We start from the raw sequence: 24491 nt of genomic DNA, 5'->3' as shown, positions 1-24491 counted from the left end.
TGCGGAGTAATGGCATGGATATGCTTATGCCCGCCTTTCTTTTATCTTTTGAATCCGGAATATGCTAACGACAGGGAATACATCCTGCATCAGATTCCGGCTTTCATATTAATATATAATCTTCAAATAAATGCCAGGAACTGGTTTACCACAGAAAAAGACTCTTTTCTGTTATTGCGTATCAAAGACCTAATTAACAGTGATATTCTGAAATTAGGAAGAAAAAAAGATAATATATATTTGGGATAATGACACATCGTCCTATATTCTCGACAATACTATTCTATATAATACAAAGACAAAAGATATTGTAAAACCATAATAAAAAAATGAAACAAACTGTTATATCACTAATTTTATTATTCACCTTTCTTTATATCGAAGGAAGAAATAATTATTCCGGCAAATACTATAACAAAGGAGTATCACTGACATTAGAAAACAATTCGTATAAATTGACATACTATCAAGATACCATTGGGTATGGAAAGATAGTTATAAAAAATAAGGAGATCTTTTGTACGGACATAAATAACAATAGAAAACTAAGCCTGAAAATTATTGATAACTATCGAATACAAATAATTAATGGTTGGGATTATATGAATCCGGATAATGTAAAAAACTGGTTTTACACTCTTGATATAGATCCTAAATTAATACGCATTTGTGACATTATGGATTCCAATATTTTTTACTTGAAAAGACAGGAAGGATTTGAATATATATGGAAGAATAAACAGTTGCTATGGATAGTAAATTATAAAACTAAAAAAAAATACAATTTAAAAACAAAGAAATGGTACGATATTGATATGAAAACAGAAGAATCTTTTTTCGATGAAATGTTTAAATAACGATATTATTAAAGAAGTACATCGGAATATTTTTTTATTAGCTCTATTATTATTTTCAACTGCACCATTGAATTAAACATTTTCGATACAAAAACAAAAAAATTCAGTCTTATAAAAATAAAGAATGAAGGTATGACTTTTCATTATCGATGATATAATTGATATACTCCTCTAAAATAAATAATATTCATGAAAAAATTATTATCACAGTCTTATTTCTCAGTTCACTGATTTTATCAGTAACTGTTAAAAAAGTATTTACCGGTGAGGAATTACATAAAAGTAAATATATTTATATCCATTTTGTAATTGATTCTTTCAGAATATCATCTATAGGAAAGACTATATGAAAATATGCAGTAAAGGTAATTATGAAAACGATTAAGTTATCGGAACAATATATAGATATTCCATAAAGTGATATGAGTTAATACAAATACGATGAGAACCGCCCTCATGCGGTAACGGACATCGTGAATCCCGATTCCGCCCTTATAAACAGCACAGACTACACTCTCAATTATGATGAAAACATACACAGGCCTATTAATATTAAAAGAACAGGGGCGAATATAATTTCATTAAACCTGATCCGTTCATCCGGTTTTTCTTATTTCAATAAAACCAACAACACAATATAAATTATGAAAAAACTAATTTTTGTCTTTATCTTATCCCTTATTTGTACCTTTCATATCAAAGGGCAAATCGTAGAAAAAAACGATACTTTATATTTATATTTTTATAACGCAGCGGGGGAATTCGGAGGTGACAATCAAGGTATAATCATATACCGGAACAATGATGAAACAAGAGCCTTAGGCATAAGATTTAATAACACCTCTTACGGCATAGACCTTAATGAAGATTCAATCATTGATTTTTATAAAAAAAATAAATATGACTATACCGTTATAGATGAAGTAAGAATTCTGAACGAAGAACAGATCGATTACATGGTTAAAGCTCTGGATGAAATAAGAACGAGAACTACAGAAGAAAATCTATATAGCAATGCAAACGATCACTATGTAATATTATCCGGAAAAGAAAAATATGTTTTTATCGATGTCGGAGGTGACTGGAATAAACATTTAAGAATACAAGAAGTTTTAAATATAGGACAATATATGATAAAATTTAAAAAGGTAAATAATAAGTGGATACGTATAAAGGTATAAAAACATATTTAATACTAATATACTTTTATACTCTTACAATTGGATGTCCGACGCAGAAAAAATAAAAAAAGATATTACTATATATCAGACATGCGAACATAATTTAAATGCATTATATTAGCATTCATTACCCAACGAAAGAATGTAATACATTATTATGTATCCGCCGTATCAGAAAAAAGAAAAATATAAGCGCAGCCTATTCATTGGGAGGAGGCGAATATAATTTCATTACACCTGATCCGTTCATCCGGTTTTTCTTATTTCAATAAAACCAATAAAACAATATAAATTATGAAAAAACTAATTTTTGTCTTTATCTTATCCCTTATTTGTACCTTTCATATCAAAGGGCAAATCGTAGAAAAAAACGATACTTTATATTTATATTTTTATAAGCAGCGGGGGAATTCGGAGGTGACAATCAAGGTATAATCATATACCGGAATAATGATGAAACAAGAGCCTTAGGCATAAGATTTAACAACTCCTCTTACGGCATAGACCTTAATGAAGATTCAATCATTGATTTTTATAAAAAAAATAAATATGACTATGCCGTTACAGATGAAGTAAGAATTCTGAACGAAGAACAGATCGATTACATGGTTAAAGCTCTGGATGAAATAAGAACGAGAACTACAGAAGAAAATCTATATAGCAATGCAAACGATCACTATGTAATATTATCCGGAAAAGAAAAATATGTTTTTATCGATGTCGGAGGTGACTGGAATAAACATTTTAAAATACAAGAAGTTTTAAATATAGAGCAATATCCAGTTAAATTTAAAAAGGTAAATAATAGGTGGATACGTATAAAGGCATAAAAACATATTTAATGCTAATATACTTTTATACTCTTACAATTGGATATCCGACACATAAGAAATAAAAAAGATATTATATATATCAGACATGAGAATATAATTTATGCTCTGGTCTTGACGTGTACATTTGAAAATTTACGCCGGATATTATTGTAATTCTCTAAAAATCTTTACCTCCATAAAAAATCCATTATATCAATTATAATTTTTTTCGTACTGTTTCTCCCGTTATCAGGACAGGTATTATCCGGACGGGAATATTACAAGAATATCATTACCTGTGTCGACAAAAAAGACGAAAGGAAACCCGTACTGAAAATAACGGATGTACATAAACCGAAAATAGCAGATGAACATGTGCCGAAAGCAATTGATATGAATGATTAACAATCCGCATAATCTGGTTTACGGAAAATATATAAAAGAAAGACGATAAAAGATATTATGAATTCCTATCTCTTTTACATTTTCATAGGGGTTTATTATTCTTATTGGTGGAATAACAATACTATAACGTATATATGGAACGAGAGAACGGTATGAGGCGAAATTTAAAAAATGAAAAAAATCCCGACGGACCCAAACTACACCGGATTTGAAAGAAATGTCGTCTACGGAATCGGAATCTATACGGAGGATTATGAAAACGATTAAAAACGCATGTAAATAAGTCACATAAATAATCGCAAACCAACCTCTGTTTCCATTTCACCTTATTTCACTTCAATCCTCCGGATAAGACCGATACGTTCTTCACGGGTTAAACGGGGAGAATCGTATAAAGCTATATAGGCAACCCGTCCTTTATGTTCGGTGACAAGATACAAGGCCTCTGTTTTCCGGCCAGAATTATCCGATACGCCTTCGGCACTCCAGATGATACGGTTCTCTATACTGTCGTTATCCAATAAAGTAACAGTAAATCCTTTTTTGCCGAAGTCGTCCGATTTCCACCGGTAAAATTCTTTTACAAACTCATATCCTTTATACCGCTTATCGGTATTAAATTCGTATCCGTCCTGCGTAGCAAAGTTTAACGCGATAACCGTAGAATCGGCATTGAGAAAAAATTGTTGACGGGTACGGAAGTCATAGTCTTTTTTATCCCACATACCGGGTAAATAAACAGTGCCCAAAGGAAATGCCACACACTCTGTCCGGTCTTTTTTCTTATTATAATTATTAGATAATACTGCCGGAGCTTTGGAACTACGGCATGAAACTACACCAGAAAACAGAACCGCCAGTAAAACCCATACCATTATTTTTTCTTTCATCATATCCCGATCGATTTATAATTACAAATATAACAAGAAAAAGAGATAAAGCGCAACTCTTCGCACTTCATCTCTCCGGCCGGATAATCATTAAAACCAGCGGTAAATACGCCGGGGACGTTCTCCGCATCTCAACAAATCTCCTTTCAATTCACTTAGCGTACTTTCATGTATCTGAGCCTGTAGAACAGCCTGCTCCGGCAGCCTGTTAAGGAACCATATACTCAGCACATGGGTGACAAGCGCCCTGTCGATATGGTGTTCCAGAATGGCATCGACACCTTTCATTCGTTTACAAGGCAAAGAAAGGATAAAATCAAAACCTCCGTCGGCGGGACACAGGGGCAATGCATCGCTCAAATACGCCGATAGCGACTTGCAGACTTTGGCATAAGCATCCAGCAACGCCCGTTTTGCAAACAAATGCTCATCTTCGCTCAGAATCACCGCATCACTCCAGCCCGCCACAGCATCGGCAGGACATGATGCTTTCGCAATATAAGAACTCTCTTCCAGTAATTCTCTCAATAAAACCTCCGTGACAAAGTGAAAAGTCACATCTTCTTTTTTGTTTTTCATTTGATATTTTATTTAGTTGTGATCGTTCCTGTTCTTCATCCGCAATCGTATCCTTTCCGTACCGGAAAATAAAACATTCATATAATAAAAGATAAACCCTCCTGTACATGCGGCGACGTGCAAACTTCCTTGTATCACAGGATGTAACAAACCTGCAACAAGTGAAACAAGCAATAACGCTCCGTATTTCAAAGTTATGCCCCGGCCCTGTTCTTTCAGTTGTATCGCAAATATCCATCCCAAAAACACATAATTTAAGCCGCTGGCCCCGAGCACAGGTTTCGTTCCGGCTGTAATCCATCCGGCTAAGGCTGAAAGACATATTCCGGTCGCCAGAGTTTTCCATTTACCCTCCCGGTACGCAAGAGCCGGATATATACTCCCAAAAACAAGCATATTGAAAAACAGATGAATAAAACTTACATGAAAGAAAGAATATGAAAGTAAAGTATATGCCGGACGATGGACAGCACATCCCAACAAGGAGCCAACATCATACAATCTTCCTACAGAATAGCACAATACACAAATTGCGATAAAAAGAAACGATAATGTTTCAGTATATCCCGTATTTTTCATGACCACGACCTTTTCTGTAATTTATACAGCAATACTTGTGCACTCTCCTCTCCCATATAGAAACGGGGAGCTTTATATTCGGCCAGAATCGTGAATAAAGCATCGTTGAACACGGCACGGGGTTTTCTTTTCATATACTCTTCTACAAGCCGGGTAAGCTCATGGTACATCTCCAGCTTATGCCGGTTCCGGCAAGAGATAGGACGGTTATTCATCAGGCGCCTGACATTCCTGCGCGCCTCTTCATAAGTTACATAGAACCGGGGAGAACCACTGTTCAATGCTTTCCGTATTACTTCGGTACGGGAAACGAAAGGTGCTTTTTTACCAAAAGATCTTAACGCTTCATGATAGGCCTGGAGAAAATCCCGGTCTCTTTCTTCTTTAAAACACATTTTCATACTCTATATTTTATTTATAGAGAATGGCTTACGCAAGGTCGTTCTTTCTCCCGGAACTTCCCTGACGTGAAATAGGGTACACAAATATATACACCCACTATGGTAAAAAGCAAATATTAATGGTAATTTTACCATTAAATAACACATTAAATAATATTTTTTTAAGACAACTACTCACCGGAACAAAGGAAAAAATTCTTATTTTTGGAACAAACAAGCACATCTGCATGGAATTCAGAACAAAAATTCATATCACTCCCTCAACGGGATTCATTACGCACCGGCATTCTATACTGCTACTCGGCTCCTGTTTCAGCGAAAATATAGGATCACGATTACAGAAATACAAATTCGACGTCGATATCAATCCGTTCGGAACCTTGTATAATCCCGAATCCATAGCGCAAGGACTGGAAAAACTGATCGACAGGGAATATATGCAGGAAAACGAATTGTTCGTTCACGGGAATCTGTGGCACAGCTTTTGCCATCATTCCCGCTTCTCTCATACCGATAAGCTGAAAGCACTGAACGAAATGAACAGGAGAATGGAATATGCAATAGAAAGACTGAAACGCACGCAAAGGCTGCTTATTACCTGGGGAACGGCATACGCCTACTATCATGAACCGGAAAATAAAGTCGTGGCTAATTGCCATAAACTGCCCGAACGCGAATTCATGCGCAGGCTGCTCACCATAGATGAAATAACAGATCGCTGGTTATCCCTTACGGAGAAAATACACACACTATTTCCCGACATGGAAATAGTGTTCACGGTCAGCCCTATACGCCATCTAAGGGATGGAGCGCACGATAATCAATTAAGCAAATCCACACTACTGCTTTCGGTAGACCGGCTATGTAAAGAAAGAAAATTTTGCAGGTATTTCCCGGCTTACGAGATCATGATGGACGATCTGCGCGACTACCGATTTTACGATGCCGATATGACCCATCCCTCCTCTTTGGCGATAGATTATATATGGGAACAATTTTCGCTTGCCTATTTCGACAAAACTACCTCGGAGCTCATAGACATCTGGAGCAGGTTACAAAAATCACTCCAACACAGACCCCTGACTCCCGATACCGAAGCTTACCGGGAATTCATGAGGAAAAACCTAAAAAAAATGGAACTATTACAGGAAAAATATCCGTACCTTGACCTCACGAAAGAAATAAGCGAAACAAACAGCATAATATGCAGTATTTAAACCTATAAGAACGATATATACAGTTATTTACACAAGAATTTAACCCTGATAATATGACATATAAAATTTCGCAAATAGCCAAAATCATCAAAGCTCAACCAGGAGATTTCATCAATTACCCTATCTCCGCTTTGCTGACGGACAGCCGTTCACTTACATTCCCGGAAGAAACCTTGTTCTTCGCCTTGGTTACGGAACGGAACGACGGCCACCGCTATATCGAAGAGCTTTACCGTAAAGGCGTCAGGAATTTCGTCACCGAACATCCGGCCGATAATGCCGATAAAATGATCGACGCTAATTTCCTGGTGGTAAAAAATACATTGGACGCATTACAGGCTCTTGCCGCCCATCACAGGCAACAGTTCAGCATTCCTGTCATAGGTATTACGGGCAGTAACGGAAAAACAACCGTGAAAGAATGGTTATACCAGCTTTTACAGGCCGATTACAATATGGTGCGTTCTCCCCGCAGTTACAACTCCCAGATAGGTGTTCCTCTATCGGTATGGCAAATAAACGAATCTACACAGCTCGCCGTATTTGAAGCCGGAATATCTCAACCGGATGAAATGGGAAGACTCGAAAGCATTATCAAACCCCGTATAGGCATTATCACCAATATAGGAGAAGCCCATCAGGAAGGTTTCTCTTCCATGCAACAGAAATGCCTGGAAAAACTCCTTCTTTTCAAGTCATGCGAATGTATCATCTATGACGGAGATAATCCCCTTATATGCGATTGCATGGAAAAGTTATGCATGGGAACCCGGGAAATAGCCTGGTCCAAAAAAGACAGGGACAGGCCCCTATACATTTCCAAAATTACCAAAGGTGCCGACTCGACTACCATAGACTACACTTATCTGCAATATCAGCAGAGCTTTACCATACCTTTCGTTGAAGACGCATCGATAGAGAACGCTATACATTGTTTGGCAGTCATGGCCTATCTCAATCGACCGGTCGCAGCTATAAAAGAACGGATGGCCAAACTCTCTCCCGTCGCTATGCGTATGGAGGTAAAAGAAGGTGCTAACAATTGCCTGATTATCAACGACAGTTACAACTCCGATATCAATTCCCTTACCATAGCTTTAGATTTCCAGGCCCGCAGAGCCGCCGCGAAAGGCATGCGCCGCACACTCATATTGTCGGACATCTATCAGACAGGACTACCGCCAGCCAGTCTATACCGTAAAGTAGCCGATGTGATCGTAAGAAAAGGAATAGACCGCCTCATCGGAATAGGCCCTATAATCTCCGATAATGCTTATTTATTCAATGTTGAAAAAGAATTTTACAGTTCGACACAGGATTTTATAGACCTGCAACCCAGCGGATTATTCCATAACGAACTCATCCTGATCAAGGGCGCCCGCGATTTTAATTTCGAACTGATCTCCGAAGCATTAGAACTCAAACAGCATGAAACTATCCTTGAAGTCAGTCTGGATGCAATGATCCACAATTATAACCAATTCCGCAAAAAGCTGAATCCCAAGACCAAGATCATCTGTATGGTAAAAGCCTTCGGTTATGGTGCAGGCTCTTACGAAATTGCCAAAACCCTGCAGGATCAGGGAGCAGATTATCTCGCCGTGGCAGTTGCCGATGAAGGAGCGGAATTAAGAAAAGCCGGGATTACAATGCCTATCATCGTAATGAATCCCGAAATGAGTAGTTTCCGCACATTATTCAGTTATCATCTCGAACCGGAAATATACAGCTTCAAATTACTGGAAGCTATTATTAAAGAAGGAGAAAAGCTGGGCGTTACGGGTTATCCCGTACACATCAAGATCGATTCCGGCATGCACCGGCTTGGCTTTACCGGGGACGATATGCCTAAGCTCTTAGAAATACTCAACGGACAAACCGAAATACTGGCCCGCTCGGTATTCTCTCATTTCGCCGGCAGTGATGAAAAATGCTTCGACACGTTCTCGAAAGAACAATTGAGTATATTCAAACACTGCGCTACACAACTGCAATCGACATCCAAGCATAAAATACTCCGTCATATGCTCAATACGGCGGGAATATCGCGTTTCACCAACGAACAGATGGATATGGTACGTCTCGGTATCGGATTATATGGTGTCTCCCCCTCCAATACGGACGAAGGATTAAAGACCGTAAGCACACTTAAAACAACCATATTGCAGATCAAAGAACTCAAAAGCGGAGAAAGTGTAGGCTATAGCCGGAAAGAAGTTCTTGAAAGACCGTCACGTATCGCCGCCATACCTATCGGGTACGCCGACGGTATGGACCGTCACTTGGGAAACAGAAACGGATATGTCTTTGTAAACGGGTGCAAAGCTCCTATCGTCGGCAATATATGTATGGACGTATGTATGATAGATGTAACGGATATCGACTGTAAAGAAGGAGACCGGGTTGAAATATTCGGTGAAAACTTACCTGTTACCGAAATCGCCGATATTCTCGGTACAATCCCTTATGAGATTCTTACTTCGGTCTCGGGACGTGTAAAACGCGTTTACTTCCGCGAATAAACCATACAAAACATAAAACACAACCCCGGTAAATCAAAGGCTTACCGGGGCTGTGTTTTATATTTTCATACATCTGGAACAGATTATTCCATTTCTTTTATAATCGCAACAATCTCCGTGCGTATTTTTTTAAGCCGGTCTATAACTTCGTGCGTACGGGTCACCCCCGCCTTATTATCTTTCAGTAATTTTTTCGCGCCCGCAAGCGTCAGTTTTTTTTCCTTCAACAAATAATAGATAAGCCCTACGTCCCCGATATCCTTATTACTGTAATACCGGGTACCCCCGGGAGATTTTCTGGGACTTATCAAGGGAAACTCTTTTTCCCAATAACGCAGGGTACTTTCCTGTACCTTGAACATGCCAGCCACTTCTCCTATACTGTAATACATTTTTTCTTCTGCCGTTCCCATAATATCAATCCATTACACGTCCCTGATTTTCAGCTAATTGTATCATACGATCATAATCTTCGGGAGATAAATCGAAGAAATAATAATTCACGGGGTTATCGGGTTTTCCTTTATAAAGGACTTCATAGTGCAAATGAGGTCCGGTAGATTTACCCGTATTCCCCACAAGGGCTATTTCTTCTCCCCGTACGACTTTCTGCCCCTTATTGACCAATATTTTACTCAAATGGGCGTATCTCGTCTTATAATTATAACCGTGATCAACCAGCACCGTATTTCCATACCCCTGTTTCCAGCCCGTTTCAACTACTGTTCCATTCCCCGTGGCATATACAGGCGTACCAATATCAGCTGCAAAATCCATCCCCTCATGGAATTTTCTCGTCTTATATACAGGATCTACCCGGTATCCGTATCCCGAAGCCGTCTTTTTCAGGTTCTTGTTAGAGACAGGCTGTATAGCCGGAATATGTTTCAGGCGTTCTTCCTGGCCTTTTGCCAGATCAACGAGCTCATCCATCGAATTGCTCTGTACATATACCTGACGGGCCAACTGGTCTACTTTCTGAGTGGTTGAAATAACCAAGTCCGCATCGTTCATCTTGGATAGCTCCCTGTAGCGATCCAAATTCCCACTACCGGCCGTACGGACAGCCTGGCTTACCGGATCGGCCTGTAAAATCACCCGGTACAGGTTGTCATCTCTTTGTTGCAAATCGCTCATTACCGTCAAAGCTTCATCCAGACGTTTGGATAATAATCTGTATTGAGTCTGCATCTGCTCATTCTCCATCTTCAGTATCTTTTCCTTAGGAGATCCTACCCAAAAATAGAGACCGGCTATCACGCACACACTCAGCAACGCACCGACAAACAAATGCCTCAGCACGATAAAAAAGCGTTTCCGCAGCGAAGGATATACCCGTTCGTAACTTAATGTATTAGGATTATATATGTAAAATATTTTTTTACTCATGAAATCTAAGCATGCGCTTCCATAACACTACAGCCATTCGGGTAAAATCACCCGTTATTAAGTATTTTTTTAGCCGTAGATAGCCACAAAAATAATATTTTAGACTATTTTTGCAAACTGTTTTTCAGAATATTAATACTGGAGGAATGGATTTAGTCACCTGTTAACGTAGTGGCGCCTCCGCAGAAACATTAATTTTAAATTTTTTGATATGCTTACAGCAAAAGAAACCCGCGAATCATTTAAGCAGTTCTTCCGGTCCAAAGGGCATCAGATAGTCCCTTCGGCTCCTATGGTAATCAAGGATGATCCTACACTGATGTTTACCAACGCAGGTATGAACCAGTTCAAAGATATTATCCTCGGCAACAGACCGGCTAAATACAAACGAGCGGCGGACTCTCAAAAATGTTTGCGTGTAAGCGGTAAACATAACGATCTCGAAGAAGTAGGACTGGACACATACCACCATACCATGTTCGAAATGCTGGGAAACTGGTCTTTCGGCGACTATTTCAAGAAAGAAGCTATCGACTGGGCCTGGGAATATCTGGTAGATGTGCTCAAGCTTAATCCAGACAGACTTTACGCCACCGTATTCGAAGGTTACGAACCCGAAGGTTTGGAACGTGACAACGAAGCGGCCTCCTATTGGGAAAAACACTTGCCGAAAGAACATATCATAAACGGCAACCGTCACGATAATTTCTGGGAAATGGGAGAAACCGGTCCATGCGGTCCGTGTTCCGAGATCCATATAGACCTAAGAAGTGAAGAAGAACGGGCTGCCGTAAACGGACTTTCCCTGGTAAACCAAAGCCATCCCCAAGTCATTGAAATATGGAATCTGGTATTCATGCAATACAACCGCAAAGCCGACGGCTCCCTGGAAGGACTTCCTGCTAAAGTCATCGATACCGGCATGGGATTTGAACGTCTTTGCATGGCTCTGCAGGGAAAAACATCAAATTACGATACAGACGTATTCCAACCTATTATCAAGGTTATAGGTGAAATGTGCGGTAAAACTTACGGTAAGAACGAACAGGATGATATCGCTATGCGTGTCATAGCGGACCATATACGCACTATTGCATTCTCTATCACCGACGGACAATTACCCTCGAATGCTAAAGCAGGTTATGTTATCCGCCGTATCCTTCGCCGTGCTGTCCGCTATGGATACACATTCCTCGGACGCCGGCAAGCCTTCATGTATAAACTCATAGATATTCTTATAGAAACAATGGGTGAGGCTTATCCCGAATTACCCGCACAAAAAACATTGATAGAAAAAGTTATCAAAGAAGAAGAAGAAGCATTCCTCCGCACACTGGAGACCGGTATCAAATTACTGGACAAAACCATGGAAGAAGCTAAAACGGCAGGAAAAACAGAGATTGACGGGAAAGACGCTTTCACACTTTATGATACTTACGGTTTCCCTCTGGATCTTACTGAACTTATCCTGAAAGAAAACGGCCTGACGGTAAATACAGAAGAATTCAACGCACAAATGCAACTACAAAAGGAGCGTGCGCGAAATGCTGCTGCCATAGAAACAGGCGACTGGGTTATATTGAAAGAAGGAGAACCTGAATTCGTAGGATACGATCTGACCGAATGCGATGCTGAAATATTACGTTACAGAAAGATCAAACAAAAAAATAAAGAATTATATCAATTGGTTCTCGACCGTACACCGTTCTATGCCGAAATGGGAGGTCAAGTAGGCGATACAGGTACATTGATCCATGAAGACGAAGTAATAGAAATAATTCAGACGAAACGGGAAAACAACCTGGGGGTACATTTCACCGAGAAATTGCCGGAAAACGTTACGGTAACATTCCGGGCAGCTATCAATAAAGAAAACCGCATGGCTATTTCCTGCAACCACACGGCAACCCACTTATTGCATGAAGCTTTACGGGAAGTTTTGGGCACGCACGTAGAACAGAAAGGTTCATACGTATCGCCCGAATCCCTGCGTTTCGACTTCTCCCATTTCCAAAAAGTAACCGAGAAAGAATTAAGACAGGTTGAATCTCTGGCAAATGCTAAAGTAAGAGAAGCTATCGAACTGGATGAACATCGTTGTATGCCGATTGAAGAAGCCCGTAAAATGGGCGCGATGGCCTTGTTCGGTGAAAAGTATGGAGAAGAAGTGAGAGTAGTAAAATACGGTTCTTCCGTGGAACTATGCGGCGGTACACACGTACGCAACACCGGAAACATCGGTATGATCCGTATCATAGGAGAAAGTTCCATTGCTGCCGGTATACGGCGCATCGAAGCCATTACCGGGAAAAAAGTAGAAGATACGATCAATGCCCTGCAAAGTACGTTGAAAGAGATCAGCACTCTATTTAACAACGCCCCTAATCTTACTTTGGCTATACACAAAGCGATAGAAGAAAATTCAGAATTGAAAAAACAAGCTGAAGAATTCGTAAAGGAAAAAATGATAAATATCAAGCAGAAACTTATACAGCAAGCCGAACTTCACAACGGCATACGGTTGATACGCTTCAATTCCATTATGGCTCCCGAGATCGTAAAAGGGATCGCATTCCAGTTACGGGGAGAAATCATGGAAAACCTGGCTTTCGTTGCCGGTACTACTGATAATTCGGGAAAACCCCTGTTAACGATCATGCTTAGCGATAATCTCGTCGATGAAGGAAAAAACGCATCGGCCATTATCAGAGAAGCGGCTAAACTTATTCAGGGAGGAGGCGGAGGCCAGCCTCATTTCGCCCAGGCCGGTGGTAAAAACGCGGATGGTATTTCTGAAGCGACCGAAAAAATGATACAACTTATCCTTGAATAATTATTCTGAAAAATCAAAATACCCTGTTCGATGAACAGGGTATTTTGATTAAAAAAGCTCCAATTAAATATCTCAAAACACTAAAAAGACAAAAAAAACAAATCTATTATAATAAATCTGACAATTCTATATTTAAAGCCCGGCATATCAAGCAAAGCGTCTTTACAGTCAAATTACTTCTGCCAGATTCTATACGGCTCATATTAGATCTTTCAATATCACAACGCCAGGCCAACTCCTGTACGGTCAGCCCTTTTGAAAGGCGTATCTTCTTTATATTCGCCGCTATTTTTTTTATCTCTTCTTCATATGTCATTTTTTTTCGTATCAATTGTGATACACAAATATTTTACATTATCTTTGCATCATGAGTATCATATATGATACAACATGTATAGTGTACTTAAGGGTTAAGCAATAAAGATTCATTTTATAACATTAATCTATTCATGCATAAAACGAGTGTACACTATCATTATTTAAGGTGTTGTTATCAAGAGAGGCGATCGGGAAGGTTGCCTCTCTTCATTTACGGACTAAGAAGGAATACAGAAAACCGGCCCGACATGAATTTATCATTCGGAGTTACAAATTGGATTAATCGGTATTTATAGCCAGAAGCTTAGATAGAAAATAACGTACATAAAAAAAGACAAATAAAACGACTTGGAATTTACATATCAGACCTGCCCATTTACTTCGTCCGGGAAAACGATTCAGGATTTTCCGGAATATTATACAAACTCATTAGGTAATTCCGAAAAATGAGATAAAATCATGTACGAGAATACATATCTATTGATAAAAGATATATAAAAAAATATTAGATAAAATCCTGGGATAATATATTTTCGAGGTCTTTACCCGATAATTTCAAATGAAGCTTTCCGTTATGAGCTACTGATATATTACCTGTTTCCTCCGAAACGACAACCGCAGTCGCATCGGTCTCCTGGGAAATACCCAAAGCCGAACGGTGCCTTAATCCTAACGATTTGGGAATATCGTTACTGTGCGACACAGGAAGGATACAACCTGCGGCTTTAATACGGTTATCGGCAATAATCACAGCTCCGTCATGCAAAGGACTGTTTTTAAAAAAAATATTTTCGAGAAGAAGAGCATTCACATTAGCATTAATCACATCTCCCGTACGCTCATATGTATCCAAAGGCATTGAACCTTCTATCACTATCAATGCTCCTGTCTTGGTCTTAGACATACTCATACAAGCATATACGACCTGCATTACATAAGGTTTACGTTCTCCCTCATCGTTCCGGCCCTTTTTCAACCAACTCAGCATAAAACGCCACCGTTTATGAGAACCTATTTCAAGCAGGAACCTTCGTATCTCATCCTGGAACAATATTACAAGAATAAGCAAACCTATACTCATAAATTTATCCATAATAGCTCCTATAAGCCGCATATCCAATATCTGAGTAACGACAATCCACACTCCTACGAAGGCAAGGACTCCCATAAAAATATTAATCGTTCCCGACTCCTTCATCATCTTGTAAACATTGTAAAGCAACAATGCTACGATGAGTATATCTATTGCGTCTTTTATACCAAACTGAAGCATATTTTATCTTGATGAAAAAGTTTTCTGAACCAATTTAACCGCTTCCACCGCTTCTTTCACGTCATGTACACGCAAAATACCGGCGCCTTTCGATAAGGCCAGGGTATTCAGCACCGTCGTACCAGTCAAACTTTCCGCCGGAGTAGTCCCAAAGTATTTATAAATCATCGATTTACGCGAAACACCTACCAATAAAGGAAACCCGAATACGGTAAACTCTTCCAAGCGATTCATTAATAAATAATTATCGTCCAACGTTTTGCTAAAACCGAAACCCGGATCGATAATTATATCGTTTACACCCATACTTGTAAGACGTTCTACCCGCTCCGAGAAATACAGCAACATTTCCGCTATGAGATTTTCATAATGCGTATGCCTCATCATATCCCGCGGCGTACCGCGCATATGCATTAAAATATATGGAACCTGCAAACGAGCAACGGTTTCAAACATATTTTTGTCAAGCTCTCCCCCTGAAATATCATTAATGACGGCCACCCCGTATTCTTCCACACAACGCCAAGCCACACTCGCCCTGAACGTATCTACCGACACCGGAACATCGGGATATTTACGTCTGATGATCTCCAGCGCAAACCCGAGACGTTTCATCTCCTCCTCTTCCGGAATATTCTCAGCCTGCGGACGGGATGAATAAGCCCCTACGTCAATAATTGCCCCCCCCTCATTTACAATATCTTCAGCACGTCGCATAATAGCTTGTTCGCTTTGACAACGGCTACCTGAATAGAAAGAATCGGGCGTTACGTTCAATATCCCCATGACAAGAGGTTCGTCCAGAGAAAACAAAGAACCCTTCAGATTTATCGACATCTTTTCTTTACGTAAAGACATTATTCCACTGCATTTGATTTACAAAACGAAGATAAGTTTTTTTCTCGGAAATATATTCTTTTTTTAAGCAGGTTTTACTCAATTTATTCAGAATACCCCTAAACCGCCGAGAAATATTAAGATAATAGCCGTAGGTGCAATGTAACGTAATACGAATACCAATATACGGGCCAGTCTCGTTCTTAACTCCCCGTTATTCGTCATTTCCTTTCGTATCACTTTCTTATCGAGAACCCATCCTACATAAATGGAAATAAGCATTCCTCCCAACGGAAGCAATATATTGGAAGACAAGAAATCGCACCAACCGAACACGGTACGTCCGAATAATGTAGCCTCTGATAATACACCGAACGAAAGCGAACATAACACTCCCAAGACAGCACAAGCACTTATATGCAATAACGATGCTTTCTTTCTCGACATTTTACGTTCTTCGGTGAAAAAAGCGACAGATATTTCGCACATCGATATCGTGGATGTAAGTGATGCCAGAAACAATAATATAAAAAATAATACCGACCATATATACGCCCCGGGCATTTGCTGGAACACATGAGGCAAAGTAATAAACACAAGCTCGGGGCCTTGAGACGGGCTGATACCGAACGTAAATACCGCAGGAAAAATAATTATACCCGCCAAAACCGCTACAAGCGTGTCAAAAGCCGCTATCGTAGTTGCACTCCTCACCAGTTTTGTCCGGGAAGAAAAATAGGATGAATAGGTAATCAATGTCCCCATGCCAAGACTCAATGAGAAAAAAGCCTGCCCCATAGCACCTAAAACGACGGAAGAATCGATTTTAGAAAAATCAGGGTCGAACAAGTAAGACAATCCTGCACCCGCACCCGGTAAAGTAATGGAACGGACACAAAAGACCAGGAGCAAAAGGAACAGTAAAGGCATCATTACGTTGGAATACTTCTCTATCCCGTTCTGCACTCCACGGTTTATAATAACATAATTTATACCCAGGAAAAGAAATGTCCAGAATATAGGGCGCAACGGACTACTGGTAAATGCAGTAAAATCCTGCTGGAATTCTTCCGGAGTATGACTTCCGAAACTGTCTATCAACGCCTGGTAAGTATATTCCATCGTCCAGCCGGCAATTACCGAATAAAAACTCATAATAAGTACCGCAGCGGTAATCCCCAGATAACTTATATAATGCCATCCCGTACCGGGCGATAGCTTCCTGAAAGCTCCGGACACATTACTATGCGAGCCTCTGCCTATAATAAACTCCGCCAATACCACGGGAATACCCAGTAACAAAATACAACCGATATAAATTAAAAGGAATGCAGCTCCGCCGTGCTGTCCGGTTTCATAAGGGAATCGCCAGATATTTCCTAACCCGACAGCCGACCCGACGGCCGTTGCAATTACTCCCAGTTTGGTAGCAAATGTCACTCTCTTTTCACTCATTATTATAACTTATTTTTTTGTATGCTCTTCCAGGCGCGGGACTTCAAAATGCTCGGACGGTTTGTGCGTACTTTCTTTCCGCTTGCGTACTTTCTTTCGGGAAACGGAAGAACTATCTTTTTGATCCAAAGATACCGGAGACAAATTTTTATTAAACTCTATTATTTCCTGCCGGAACAAGGCATTGTCTTCATCCGGCAAATGTATGGTTTCTTTTCGTGGTAACAAAAAACGTATGCATAATATTACCGATAACAATATTATCACTACCGCCATAGCCCTTCTTTCTCCCCGGGACATCGTAAAGTATCTGTATTTATCCTTCTTCATCAAAACATTCCCAAACCGGATAAAAATATAAGAGTTATCACTACCGGAGCCAGATAACGGATACAAAACAATAACGGTCTCATATACCAGACACGTAACGTCCCGCCGTTATTTAACTGATCTTTCAATATCCGGCGGTCCAGAACCCAACCTGCATAAACAGTAATCAGTAATGCACTCACGGGTAACAGAATATTAGCCGATATGTAATCGCAAAAATCGAATATATTCTTTCCGAATATGGACACACCCGATAACGAACCTGAAGAAAGAGAACAAAGCGTACTTAAAACAAATACGATACTTGTCAGTAAAAGCGTAGCTTTCCGCCGGGTAAATTTCATCTGTTCTATGAAAAAAGCCACGGCTACTTCACACAATGAAATAGTGGAAGTAAGAGCAGCGACGGACAACAGTAAGAAAAACAATGACGACCAAAGTACCGGAGCAGGCATTTTACCGAAAATATTGGGCAACGTAACAAATACCAGCTCGGGACCTTGAGAGGGACTGATACCGAAAGAAAACACGGCAGGAAATATAATAACACCGGCCAGTACGGCAACCACCATATCCAATAATGAAACAGTCCCTGCTGTTTTCACCAATGACGTATTTTTACGGAAATAAGAACCGTATGTCAATAATATTCCCATTCCCAGGCTCATAGAGAAAAAAGCCTGTCCCATAGCCCTCAGTACCACCTGAGGAGTTATTTTAGAAAAATCAGGATTAAACAAATATTGCAATCCTTCAGGCGCCCCGTGAAGAAACAGAGACCGGATACAGAAAACCAACATAATAAGAAAAAGTAACGGCATCAGGAAATTAGATGCTTTCTCTATTCCCTTTTGCACTCCTCTCGAAATGATCAGGAAATTAAACAAGATAAAGAGATATACCCATATCAACGGACGGTAATCACTTTGAGTAAACGCGGTAAGCTCCGCCCTGAAATCTTCGGGCGTCTTGTTCAATAATCCCCCCGTTAATGACTGGTACAGGTATTCGGCCGTCCAACCTGCTACGACCATATAATACCCCAGAATAAAAACCGAAGCAAAAATACCCAGAAAACCTACATAATGCCACTTTGTGCCCGGTGACAACTTCTTGAAAGCTCCGTTGGCATCGGAGCGAGATGCACGCCCGATAGAAAATTCGGTAGTCATAACAGGAATACCCAATAACAAAACACAAGCAATATATACCAGCAGGAAAGCTCCGCCGCCGTTCTGCCCTGTCTCATAAGGGAAACGCCATATATTGCCCAAACCTACCGCCGAACCTACAGTTGCTGCGACCACACCTAATTTAGTAGCAAATGTGATACGTTCTTTACTCATAAATATGCATTATTTTCTCAAAATGACAAAAGTAGTTATTTCATAGCAACAAAACAAAACATTTTTAGCTTTTGAACGGTTTTAACTTATAATTTGATACTTCTTCCATCCTACACCAAATTTATGGCGGTCTCTTTTTTTTATATATATTTGTAACCAATAAATATTTAAAGAATATGAACTTGTCATTTCTTCACCGTTATCTGCCCACCCTGATAGTTTTATGTGCCATATTATATCTGTCCCTGGCGCCGGCTCCCATACCCGATGCAGATAAACTACATTTATTCAAAGGAGCGGATAAAGTAGTGCATTTTTGTATGTATGGAGGATTAATCCTTGTTTTTTGTTTCGACCTGTATCGTCAGGACCCGTTCAATAAATACAGAACACAGCAAACAATCATCGCGTGCATCTCAGCTATTTTACTCGGAGGGGGGATAGAACTGTTACAAGGGTATATGGGAATGGGACGTTCAGCGGATTGGTATGACTTTGCAGCCAACAGTGCCGGAGCTATTACCGGATTACTATGCAGCCACTACCTGATAAGAAGATGGCTTAGAAAGGTAAAAAAGTAATCCCCCTGCAGACTTCCCGTAAAGCAGGAATCCGGACCATATAATTATATCCTTTTCGTAAAAATAAATCCCTCGTCATATAGTTGATAAGGGATTTTACAAGGGCTTTTATTCATTATACATCATATCTTCCCAGCCATTCCTGACATATTTGGGACTGGGAACAAATTCCCCCTCTCCAATATCCAATGCATCACTATCGGGAATACGAAAATCCCCCCAGTTGCAACGAAGTTTCTTTCCCGTCCGGCTGTCGGTATAATAGCCATCGAATTGATTGTTACAATAAGCATCCGCATCGAACCATAAACCGTTATAGCGGACCTGCCCCGTTCTATCCAGATAAAAATCCGAAGTAAACGTACCCGTATATACTCCGGAACCGGACTCTTTAAATTGATAAGTACCTTCTAATGTTCCCTGGATAATACCGGGAAATTCCGGTTCGGTAAAAGTCTCGCAGGAAGTTATAACCATGTTTCCTTTAAACGGATTTTCCGCATTCTTTCCCGTAGTACCCGTTACCGTATACTCCAGCATATTACCTGCAGTTTTAACGACGGTCGAAAAACGAATATAAAACCGTTGGAAATTTGCTCCTTTATAACCGATCGGATCAGGACGCTGCACCGTGTCCGTTTCAGCATCTCCGTCCTCCTCAGGTTCTATAATAGGCGCCTCAAACCAGGTAGCAGTCCATAATTCCGAAGCATCTTTCTGCGAAATCATTTTCATATCGTCATTCTGGGAGATAGCCAGTGCCGGAAAGAAAAAGAAAAAAAATGACAAACAACGTTTCATCTCATTCTACCTTGAAATATTTATAATGAAAAAGCTACCCCGTGGGCAGCCTTTAGTTTTCATCAAATACGGTCCAATACGGTAACAATAAGGTCGCCGATCGCAGTCTTATAATTAGGATTAGCATGCTTGGCAACACGGTTCGCAATAATACTGCACACCGTCATAGCCTTATGCCCCATCAGCTTGGATAATCCTGCCAACGCCGAACTCTCCATTTCGTAATTCGTTACTACATGACCGCCGTATTTAAAAGCCTCTATTTTTTTATTCAGATCTTTATCAGCCAACGGAATACGTAACTCCCTGCCCTGAGGACCATAAAACCCGTTCGCCGATATTGTCACACCCCTTACCATATCATCACATCCTATACGTTCTACGAGTTCGGCATCCGAATCTATTACATAAGGAGCAGCCCATAACGGATTCCACTTTACAAAATCGCAAAAAGCTCTCTCAAAATCCAGGTCGCATACTTCATTACGGCCAGCGTAAAAATTAAGCACACCGTCAAAGCCTATGGATTTCCGGGCTATAACGGGCGTACCGATAGGTACATGGGGTTGCAGGCCGCCGGAAGTACCGATACGCACCAAAGTCAACTGGCGGAATTCGGGCTTTTCATACCGGGTCTTAAAATCGATATTCGCTAACGCATCCAGCTCATTAACGACAATATCTATATTATCTGTGCCTATACCGTGCGAAATGCACATCAGCCGTTTTCCTTTATAGGTTCCGCCTATTGTGTGAAACTCACGGCTTGATACCTCAAAATCGCGAGAATCAAAAAAAGAAGCAACTAAATTCACCCGACCCGGATCTCCTACCAGGATAATCTTGTCGGCCAACTGTTCGGGAAGCAAATGCAAATGAAATACACTACCATCCTGATTGATAATAAATTCTGATTCCGGAAAATGTTTCATAGCTCTTCAGTTTAAATAAATAATCCTATTTTTCATCTTCCCGTCCGGAATAGAAAAACAGGAAACGAATATACGATATTTATTTGAAATATCCATCTTTCCTGTCCTGTATTTTATATGACTTATAAATGCCTTTTTACGGGCCCCGATGAGTTCATCTCCAATTATTTAAACTCATTAAATCAAAAAACGGGGAACAGACTATTCTCCATCATAATCCGTTTCCCCGTCCTTTTACGGCAAGCTAAAAAGCTTTAATCGTTTTTTTTAGTTATTTTCTTAGCAGATACGTTTTTTGTATTCTCTGCTTTTTGCAATTCGTTCTTTTTTGCAGAGTCTTTTTTCGTTGCTGTTTTTTTACTCAACTTTTCCGTACGTGCCGATTTCAATTCTTTTTGGAGCATCTCTATTTCAGCCGCTTGATTCCGTATAGTCGTAAGCAATGCGTTCAACTCTTCATTTTCAATAGATAACGGATACTGGGCTTCTACCCGTACAATGAAATCACTCAATACGTTCATATAATTGGTAAACGCTTCATAGGGTGTTTCATACGGGCTGTAATGGCTGTGCACCGCACCATCGGAAAGATGCTTGGTACACATATAATAAAAGTGATCGCTGGCTTGCAAGTAATTCCAGTCCTGTTTTAAGCGCTTATCATCACATAGTCTTACTCTTTCGGCAATCGAATATAATTTATCGAAAGCTTCGTTTTGCAAACGGTTTCCGAGCCATGCGCTGGTATCACGAGCCTCGTCGGCCCAGGAAATAGGATACGGAACAGAAAGTGCTCCCACCGATTTCAATTTCGAAATAGCCTCATAAGGAGTACAAAATCCCACTCCATGCTCTTCAGCAAAACGCGGCAAAGCTTTCATAAATTCAAATATACCGGTCTCCCGGGATTGAAGCTCTCCCAGCGTTTCATAATTCATAAATAAATTTACGATCTGTTCCTCTGCAGGATATTGATCGATCCAGCCGATAAACTTATCGGCGGTAAGAGGATATTCGCTCCATTCATAATTAGAAAAACGGAACGAAATATCATCACTTATCTTATAATTTTTCAACAGCAATTTTAATTTGGAAGCCGATGCCGAATGATATACATAATTAGGACTCTTCCATCCCAATATATGTTTGGCCCCTTCGGTAATAACGCCTTTGAATCCCATAGACGCGATAAGGGAAGCGATATCGTCGGAATAGATCAGCTCGGTATTCCGGAATACCCGGGGACGCTGTCCGAACAAAGACTCAATCTTATCATCATGGGCTTTTACCTGTAAACGAAATTCTTCGGGGTCTTTCAATGAAGCCAGAGAATGTGCATAAGTTTCGGAAAGAAACTCCACGCAACCGGTCTTCGCCAGTTCTTTCATGCTGTCAATAAATTCCGGGACATACATTTCCAATTGTTCCAATGCGACTCCCGAAATGGAGAAGGCAACTTTAAACCTGCCGTTAGAACTCTTAATCATTTCCAGCAACGCTTCATTAGCAGGCAAATAAGAACGATGTGCTATGCGGGTAATTATATCATCATTGCTGAAATCATCATAATAGTAATGGTCATTACCTATATCGAAAAACCGGTAACGTTTCAAACGGAATGGTTGATGAATCTGAAAATAAAAACAGATGGTCTTCATATCTTATGGTATTTTTTCATTTTTTATTCATATTAATATCCTATCACCCTGTGATAAATGTCGATGACTTTCTTTCCGGCATATACCCATTTTATCTCATCGACCTCTTTTAAACCCTCTTCTTTCATCTGGTTATACATTGCCGGATAAGTAATAATAGAATATACGGCATCGGCCATGGCATCGATATCCCAGTAATCGGTTTTCACCACATTGGTAAGGATTTCGGCACAACCCGACTGTTTGGATATGATAGAGGGAACTCCCACTTGCATAGCTTCCAACGGAGATATTCCGAAAGGTTCCGACACTGAAGGCATGATATATACGTCACTGGCCTTCAACATCTCATATACCTGCTTTCCTTTGAGGAAACCCGTAAAATGAAAACGGTCGGATATGTTGCGTTTAGCAGCGAGATCTATCATCTTGTTCATCATGTCCCCGCTGCCGGCCATAACGAAACGCACGTTATTTGTCTTCTCCAAAACCCGTGCAGCAGCCTCCACAAAATATTCAGGTCCCTTCTGCATCGTAATACGTCCCAGAAAAGTTACGACTTTATCCCGGGTATTACGAGCTACCACAATAGATTTTATCTCCTCGCTCAACGGCTCAACGGCATTATGAACGGTAGTTACCTTAGCCGGATCGATATGATATTTCTCTATTACCGTTTGCCGGGTCAGATTACTCACGGTTATAATATGGTCGGCATTATCCATACCGTCTTTTTCTATATTGTACACTACAGGATTTACATTTCCCCGGCTGCGGTCAAAGTCGGTAGCATGTACATGAATGACCAGAGGTTTGCCCGTTACCTGTTTCGCATGTATTCCGGCCGGATAAGTCAGCCAGTCGTGCGAATGGATAACATCGCATGGATAAGTTCTCGCTATTACCCCCGCCACGATAGAATAATTATTTATCTCTTCCAGCAGGTTATCGGGATAACGTCCCGAAAATTCTATACATCCCAGATCGTTGGTACGCAAATAATTAAAATCGGCATAAATATGGTCTCTGAGATCGTAATATTCCTGAGGATCCATGACATTCCCCAGGCGGTTCTGTACATAATCCCAATTCACATCTCTCCAGGCGACCGGAGTATTTCCGGCTCCTACAATATGCGCGAAACTTTTATCCTCGTCCCCGCGTGGTTTAGGTATAACGAATGTAATATCCATATCTCCGCATTCCGCCATGCCTTTCGTAAGGCCATAACTGGCTGTCCCCAATCCCCCGAGGATATGCGGTGGAAATTCCCACCCGAACATTAATGCTTTCAT

24 protein-coding genes are annotated in these 24491 nt (G+C 40.3%); 8 read left to right on the top strand and 16 right to left on the bottom strand.

The features are described 5' to 3' along the window. The 4 genes from OCV73_RS14375 to OCV73_RS14360 form a co-directional block, all read left to right on the top strand. A partial coding sequence (locus OCV73_RS14375) for a hypothetical protein (RefSeq protein ID WP_167551281.1) occupies positions 1-249 on the top strand: 249 nt, incomplete at its 5' end. A gap of 80 nt (positions 250-329) precedes the next feature. Next, on the top strand, positions 330-857 hold the full coding sequence (locus OCV73_RS14370; protein ID WP_147553318.1) for a hypothetical protein: 528 nt from the start codon (positions 330-332) through the stop codon (positions 855-857). A gap of 644 nt (positions 858-1501) precedes the next feature. Next, positions 1502-2038, top strand: coding sequence for a hypothetical protein (locus tag OCV73_RS14365; protein ID WP_147553317.1), 537 nt, complete (start codon positions 1502-1504; stop codon positions 2036-2038). Positions 2039-2643: 605 nt separating this feature from the next. Further along, positions 2644-2868, top strand: a complete 225-nt coding sequence (locus tag OCV73_RS14360) for a hypothetical protein (protein WP_147553315.1) — start codon at positions 2644-2646, stop codon at positions 2866-2868. A 713-nt stretch (positions 2869-3581) separates the two neighbouring features. Here the strand turns inward: OCV73_RS14360 and OCV73_RS14355 are convergent. From OCV73_RS14355 to OCV73_RS14340, 4 genes are all read right to left on the bottom strand, one after another. Next, positions 3582-4148 carry a hypothetical protein gene (locus OCV73_RS14355; protein WP_147553313.1) on the bottom strand — a complete coding sequence of 189 codons (567 nt, stop codon included), beginning with the start codon at positions 4146-4148 and terminating at the stop codon, positions 3582-3584. An 87-nt stretch (positions 4149-4235) separates the two neighbouring features. Beyond that, positions 4236-4724, bottom strand: a complete 489-nt coding sequence (locus OCV73_RS14350; protein WP_147553311.1) for a hypothetical protein — start codon at positions 4722-4724, stop codon at positions 4236-4238. Positions 4725-4736: 12 nt separating this feature from the next. Next, positions 4737-5303: a rhomboid family intramembrane serine protease gene (locus tag OCV73_RS14345; RefSeq protein WP_147553309.1), complete on the bottom strand. Its 567-nt coding sequence runs from the start codon at positions 5301-5303 to the stop codon at positions 4737-4739. Beyond that, entirely contained in the window at positions 5300-5704 is a 405-nt protein-coding gene (locus OCV73_RS14340) for a hypothetical protein (protein ID WP_147553307.1), read from the bottom strand. Before OCV73_RS14340 ends, OCV73_RS14345 begins: the two co-directional genes overlap by 4 nt. A 227-nt stretch (positions 5705-5931) precedes the next feature. On the opposite strand from OCV73_RS14340, the gene OCV73_RS14335 reads away from it, so the two are divergent. Together OCV73_RS14335 and OCV73_RS14330 are read left to right on the top strand one after the other, a co-directional pair. Next, positions 5932-6921, top strand: coding sequence for a GSCFA domain-containing protein (locus OCV73_RS14335; RefSeq protein ID WP_147553305.1), 990 nt, complete (start codon positions 5932-5934; stop codon positions 6919-6921). Positions 6922-6974: 53 nt separating this feature from the next. After that, positions 6975-9443, top strand: coding sequence for a bifunctional UDP-N-acetylmuramoyl-tripeptide:D-alanyl-D-alanine ligase/alanine racemase (locus OCV73_RS14330; RefSeq protein ID WP_147553304.1), 2469 nt, complete (start codon positions 6975-6977; stop codon positions 9441-9443). A gap of 83 nt (positions 9444-9526) precedes the next feature. Here the strand turns inward: OCV73_RS14330 and OCV73_RS14325 are convergent, their stop codons facing one another. Next, positions 9527-9856 carry a MerR family transcriptional regulator gene (locus OCV73_RS14325; RefSeq protein WP_147553302.1) on the bottom strand — a complete coding sequence of 110 codons (330 nt, stop codon included), beginning with the start codon at positions 9854-9856 and terminating at the stop codon, positions 9527-9529. A gap of 4 nt (positions 9857-9860) precedes the next feature. After that, entirely contained in the window at positions 9861-10832 is a 972-nt protein-coding gene (locus tag OCV73_RS14320) for a M23 family metallopeptidase (protein ID WP_147553300.1), read from the bottom strand. 211 nt (positions 10833-11043) lie between these two features. Between OCV73_RS14320 and alaS the strand changes: the two genes are divergently transcribed. Further along, the gene (gene alaS, locus OCV73_RS14315) at positions 11044-13665 is read left to right on the top strand and encodes an alanine--tRNA ligase (protein ID WP_147553299.1); all 2622 of its coding nucleotides are present in this window, start codon (positions 11044-11046) and stop codon (positions 13663-13665) included. 106 nt (positions 13666-13771) lie between these two features. Here alaS and OCV73_RS14310 read toward each other — a convergent pair whose 3' ends face one another. The 6 genes from OCV73_RS14310 to OCV73_RS14285 form a co-directional block, all read right to left on the bottom strand. Beyond that, positions 13772-13981 (bottom strand): helix-turn-helix domain-containing protein, encoded by a 210-nt coding sequence (locus tag OCV73_RS14310; RefSeq protein ID WP_147553297.1) that lies wholly within the window; start codon positions 13979-13981, stop codon positions 13772-13774. A 507-nt stretch (positions 13982-14488) separates the two neighbouring features. Beyond that, complete coding sequence (gene cdaA, locus OCV73_RS14305) at positions 14489-15256, bottom strand: diadenylate cyclase CdaA (RefSeq protein ID WP_147553295.1); 768 nt, start codon at positions 15254-15256, stop codon at positions 14489-14491. 3 nt (positions 15257-15259) lie between these two features. Further along, on the bottom strand, positions 15260-16114 hold the full coding sequence (gene folP / locus OCV73_RS14300; RefSeq protein WP_147553294.1) for a dihydropteroate synthase: 855 nt from the start codon (positions 16112-16114) through the stop codon (positions 15260-15262). Between the two features lie 87 nt (positions 16115-16201). After that, positions 16202-17551: a sodium-dependent transporter gene (locus OCV73_RS14295; RefSeq protein WP_394802967.1), complete on the bottom strand. Its 1350-nt coding sequence runs from the start codon at positions 17549-17551 to the stop codon at positions 16202-16204. A 6-nt stretch (positions 17552-17557) separates the two neighbouring features. Next, entirely contained in the window at positions 17558-17878 is a 321-nt protein-coding gene (locus tag OCV73_RS14290) for a hypothetical protein (RefSeq protein WP_147553290.1), read from the bottom strand. Continuing rightward, positions 17878-19224: a sodium-dependent transporter gene (locus OCV73_RS14285; RefSeq protein WP_147553288.1), complete on the bottom strand. Its 1347-nt coding sequence runs from the start codon at positions 19222-19224 to the stop codon at positions 17878-17880. Before OCV73_RS14285 ends, OCV73_RS14290 begins: the two co-directional genes overlap by 1 nt. 176 nt (positions 19225-19400) lie before the next feature. Between OCV73_RS14285 and OCV73_RS14280 the strand changes: the two genes are divergently transcribed. Further along, the gene (locus OCV73_RS14280; RefSeq protein ID WP_147553287.1) at positions 19401-19805 is read left to right on the top strand and encodes a VanZ family protein; all 405 of its coding nucleotides are present in this window, start codon (positions 19401-19403) and stop codon (positions 19803-19805) included. 108 nt (positions 19806-19913) lie between these two features. Here OCV73_RS14280 and OCV73_RS14275 read toward each other — a convergent pair whose 3' ends face one another. The 4 genes from OCV73_RS14275 to OCV73_RS14260 all read right to left on the bottom strand — a co-directional run bounded on the left by OCV73_RS14275 (position 19914) and on the right by OCV73_RS14260 (position 24491). Next, positions 19914-20606, bottom strand: coding sequence for a hypothetical protein (locus OCV73_RS14275; protein WP_147553285.1), 693 nt, complete (start codon positions 20604-20606; stop codon positions 19914-19916). Positions 20607-20668: 62 nt separating this feature from the next. Further along, a complete protein-coding gene (locus OCV73_RS14270; RefSeq protein ID WP_147553283.1) occupies positions 20669-21538 on the bottom strand; it encodes a nucleoside phosphorylase in 870 nt (289 codons plus the stop codon). A gap of 254 nt (positions 21539-21792) precedes the next feature. Continuing rightward, entirely contained in the window at positions 21793-23196 is a 1404-nt protein-coding gene (locus tag OCV73_RS14265; RefSeq protein WP_147553281.1) for a glycoside hydrolase family 57 protein, read from the bottom strand. 32 nt (positions 23197-23228) lie between these two features. Next, a complete protein-coding gene (locus OCV73_RS14260; protein WP_147553279.1) occupies positions 23229-24491 on the bottom strand; it encodes a glycosyltransferase family 4 protein in 1263 nt (420 codons plus the stop codon).

Origin of the sequence: Barnesiella propionica (assembly GCF_025567045.1) — a bacterium.
Taxonomy (GTDB): domain Bacteria; phylum Bacteroidota; class Bacteroidia; order Bacteroidales; family Barnesiellaceae; genus Barnesiella_B; species Barnesiella_B propionica.
Note: the sequence above shows the minus strand (reverse complement) of the source record. Positions and strands in the feature narration are given on the sequence as shown.

Coding starts and splice junctions, on each gene's coding strand:
- OCV73_RS14370 (WP_147553318.1), top strand. CDS start 330: ATGAAACAAACTGTTATATCACTAATTTTATTATTCACCTTTCTTTAT.
- OCV73_RS14365 (WP_147553317.1), top strand. CDS start 1,502: ATGAAAAAACTAATTTTTGTCTTTATCTTATCCCTTATTTGTACCTTT.
- OCV73_RS14360 (WP_147553315.1), top strand. CDS start 2,644: ATGGTTAAAGCTCTGGATGAAATAAGAACGAGAACTACAGAAGAAAAT.
- OCV73_RS14355 (WP_147553313.1), bottom strand. CDS start 4,148: ATGATGAAAGAAAAAATAATGGTATGGGTTTTACTGGCGGTTCTGTTT.
- OCV73_RS14350 (WP_147553311.1), bottom strand. CDS start 4,724: ATGAAAAACAAAAAAGAAGATGTGACTTTTCACTTTGTCACGGAGGTT.
- OCV73_RS14345 (WP_147553309.1), bottom strand. CDS start 5,303: ATGAAAAATACGGGATATACTGAAACATTATCGTTTCTTTTTATCGCA.
- OCV73_RS14340 (WP_147553307.1), bottom strand. CDS start 5,704: ATGAAAATGTGTTTTAAAGAAGAAAGAGACCGGGATTTTCTCCAGGCC.
- OCV73_RS14335 (WP_147553305.1), top strand. CDS start 5,932: ATGGAATTCAGAACAAAAATTCATATCACTCCCTCAACGGGATTCATT.
- OCV73_RS14330 (WP_147553304.1), top strand. CDS start 6,975: ATGACATATAAAATTTCGCAAATAGCCAAAATCATCAAAGCTCAACCA.
- OCV73_RS14325 (WP_147553302.1), bottom strand. CDS start 9,856: ATGGGAACGGCAGAAGAAAAAATGTATTACAGTATAGGAGAAGTGGCT.
- OCV73_RS14320 (WP_147553300.1), bottom strand. CDS start 10,832: ATGAGTAAAAAAATATTTTACATATATAATCCTAATACATTAAGTTAC.
- alaS (WP_147553299.1), top strand. CDS start 11,044: ATGCTTACAGCAAAAGAAACCCGCGAATCATTTAAGCAGTTCTTCCGG.
- OCV73_RS14310 (WP_147553297.1), bottom strand. CDS start 13,981: ATGACATATGAAGAAGAGATAAAAAAAATAGCGGCGAATATAAAGAAG.
- cdaA (WP_147553295.1), bottom strand. CDS start 15,256: ATGCTTCAGTTTGGTATAAAAGACGCAATAGATATACTCATCGTAGCA.
- folP (WP_147553294.1), bottom strand. CDS start 16,114: ATGTCTTTACGTAAAGAAAAGATGTCGATAAATCTGAAGGGTTCTTTG.
- OCV73_RS14290 (WP_147553290.1), bottom strand. CDS start 17,878: ATGAAGAAGGATAAATACAGATACTTTACGATGTCCCGGGGAGAAAGA.
- OCV73_RS14285 (WP_147553288.1), bottom strand. CDS start 19,224: ATGAGTAAAGAACGTATCACATTTGCTACTAAATTAGGTGTGGTCGCA.
- OCV73_RS14280 (WP_147553287.1), top strand. CDS start 19,401: ATGAACTTGTCATTTCTTCACCGTTATCTGCCCACCCTGATAGTTTTA.
- OCV73_RS14275 (WP_147553285.1), bottom strand. CDS start 20,606: ATGAAACGTTGTTTGTCATTTTTTTTCTTTTTCTTTCCGGCACTGGCT.
- OCV73_RS14270 (WP_147553283.1), bottom strand. CDS start 21,538: ATGAAACATTTTCCGGAATCAGAATTTATTATCAATCAGGATGGTAGT.
- OCV73_RS14265 (WP_147553281.1), bottom strand. CDS start 23,196: ATGAAGACCATCTGTTTTTATTTTCAGATTCATCAACCATTCCGTTTG.
- OCV73_RS14260 (WP_147553279.1), bottom strand. CDS start 24,491: ATGAAAGCATTAATGTTCGGGTGGGAATTTCCACCGCATATCCTCGGG.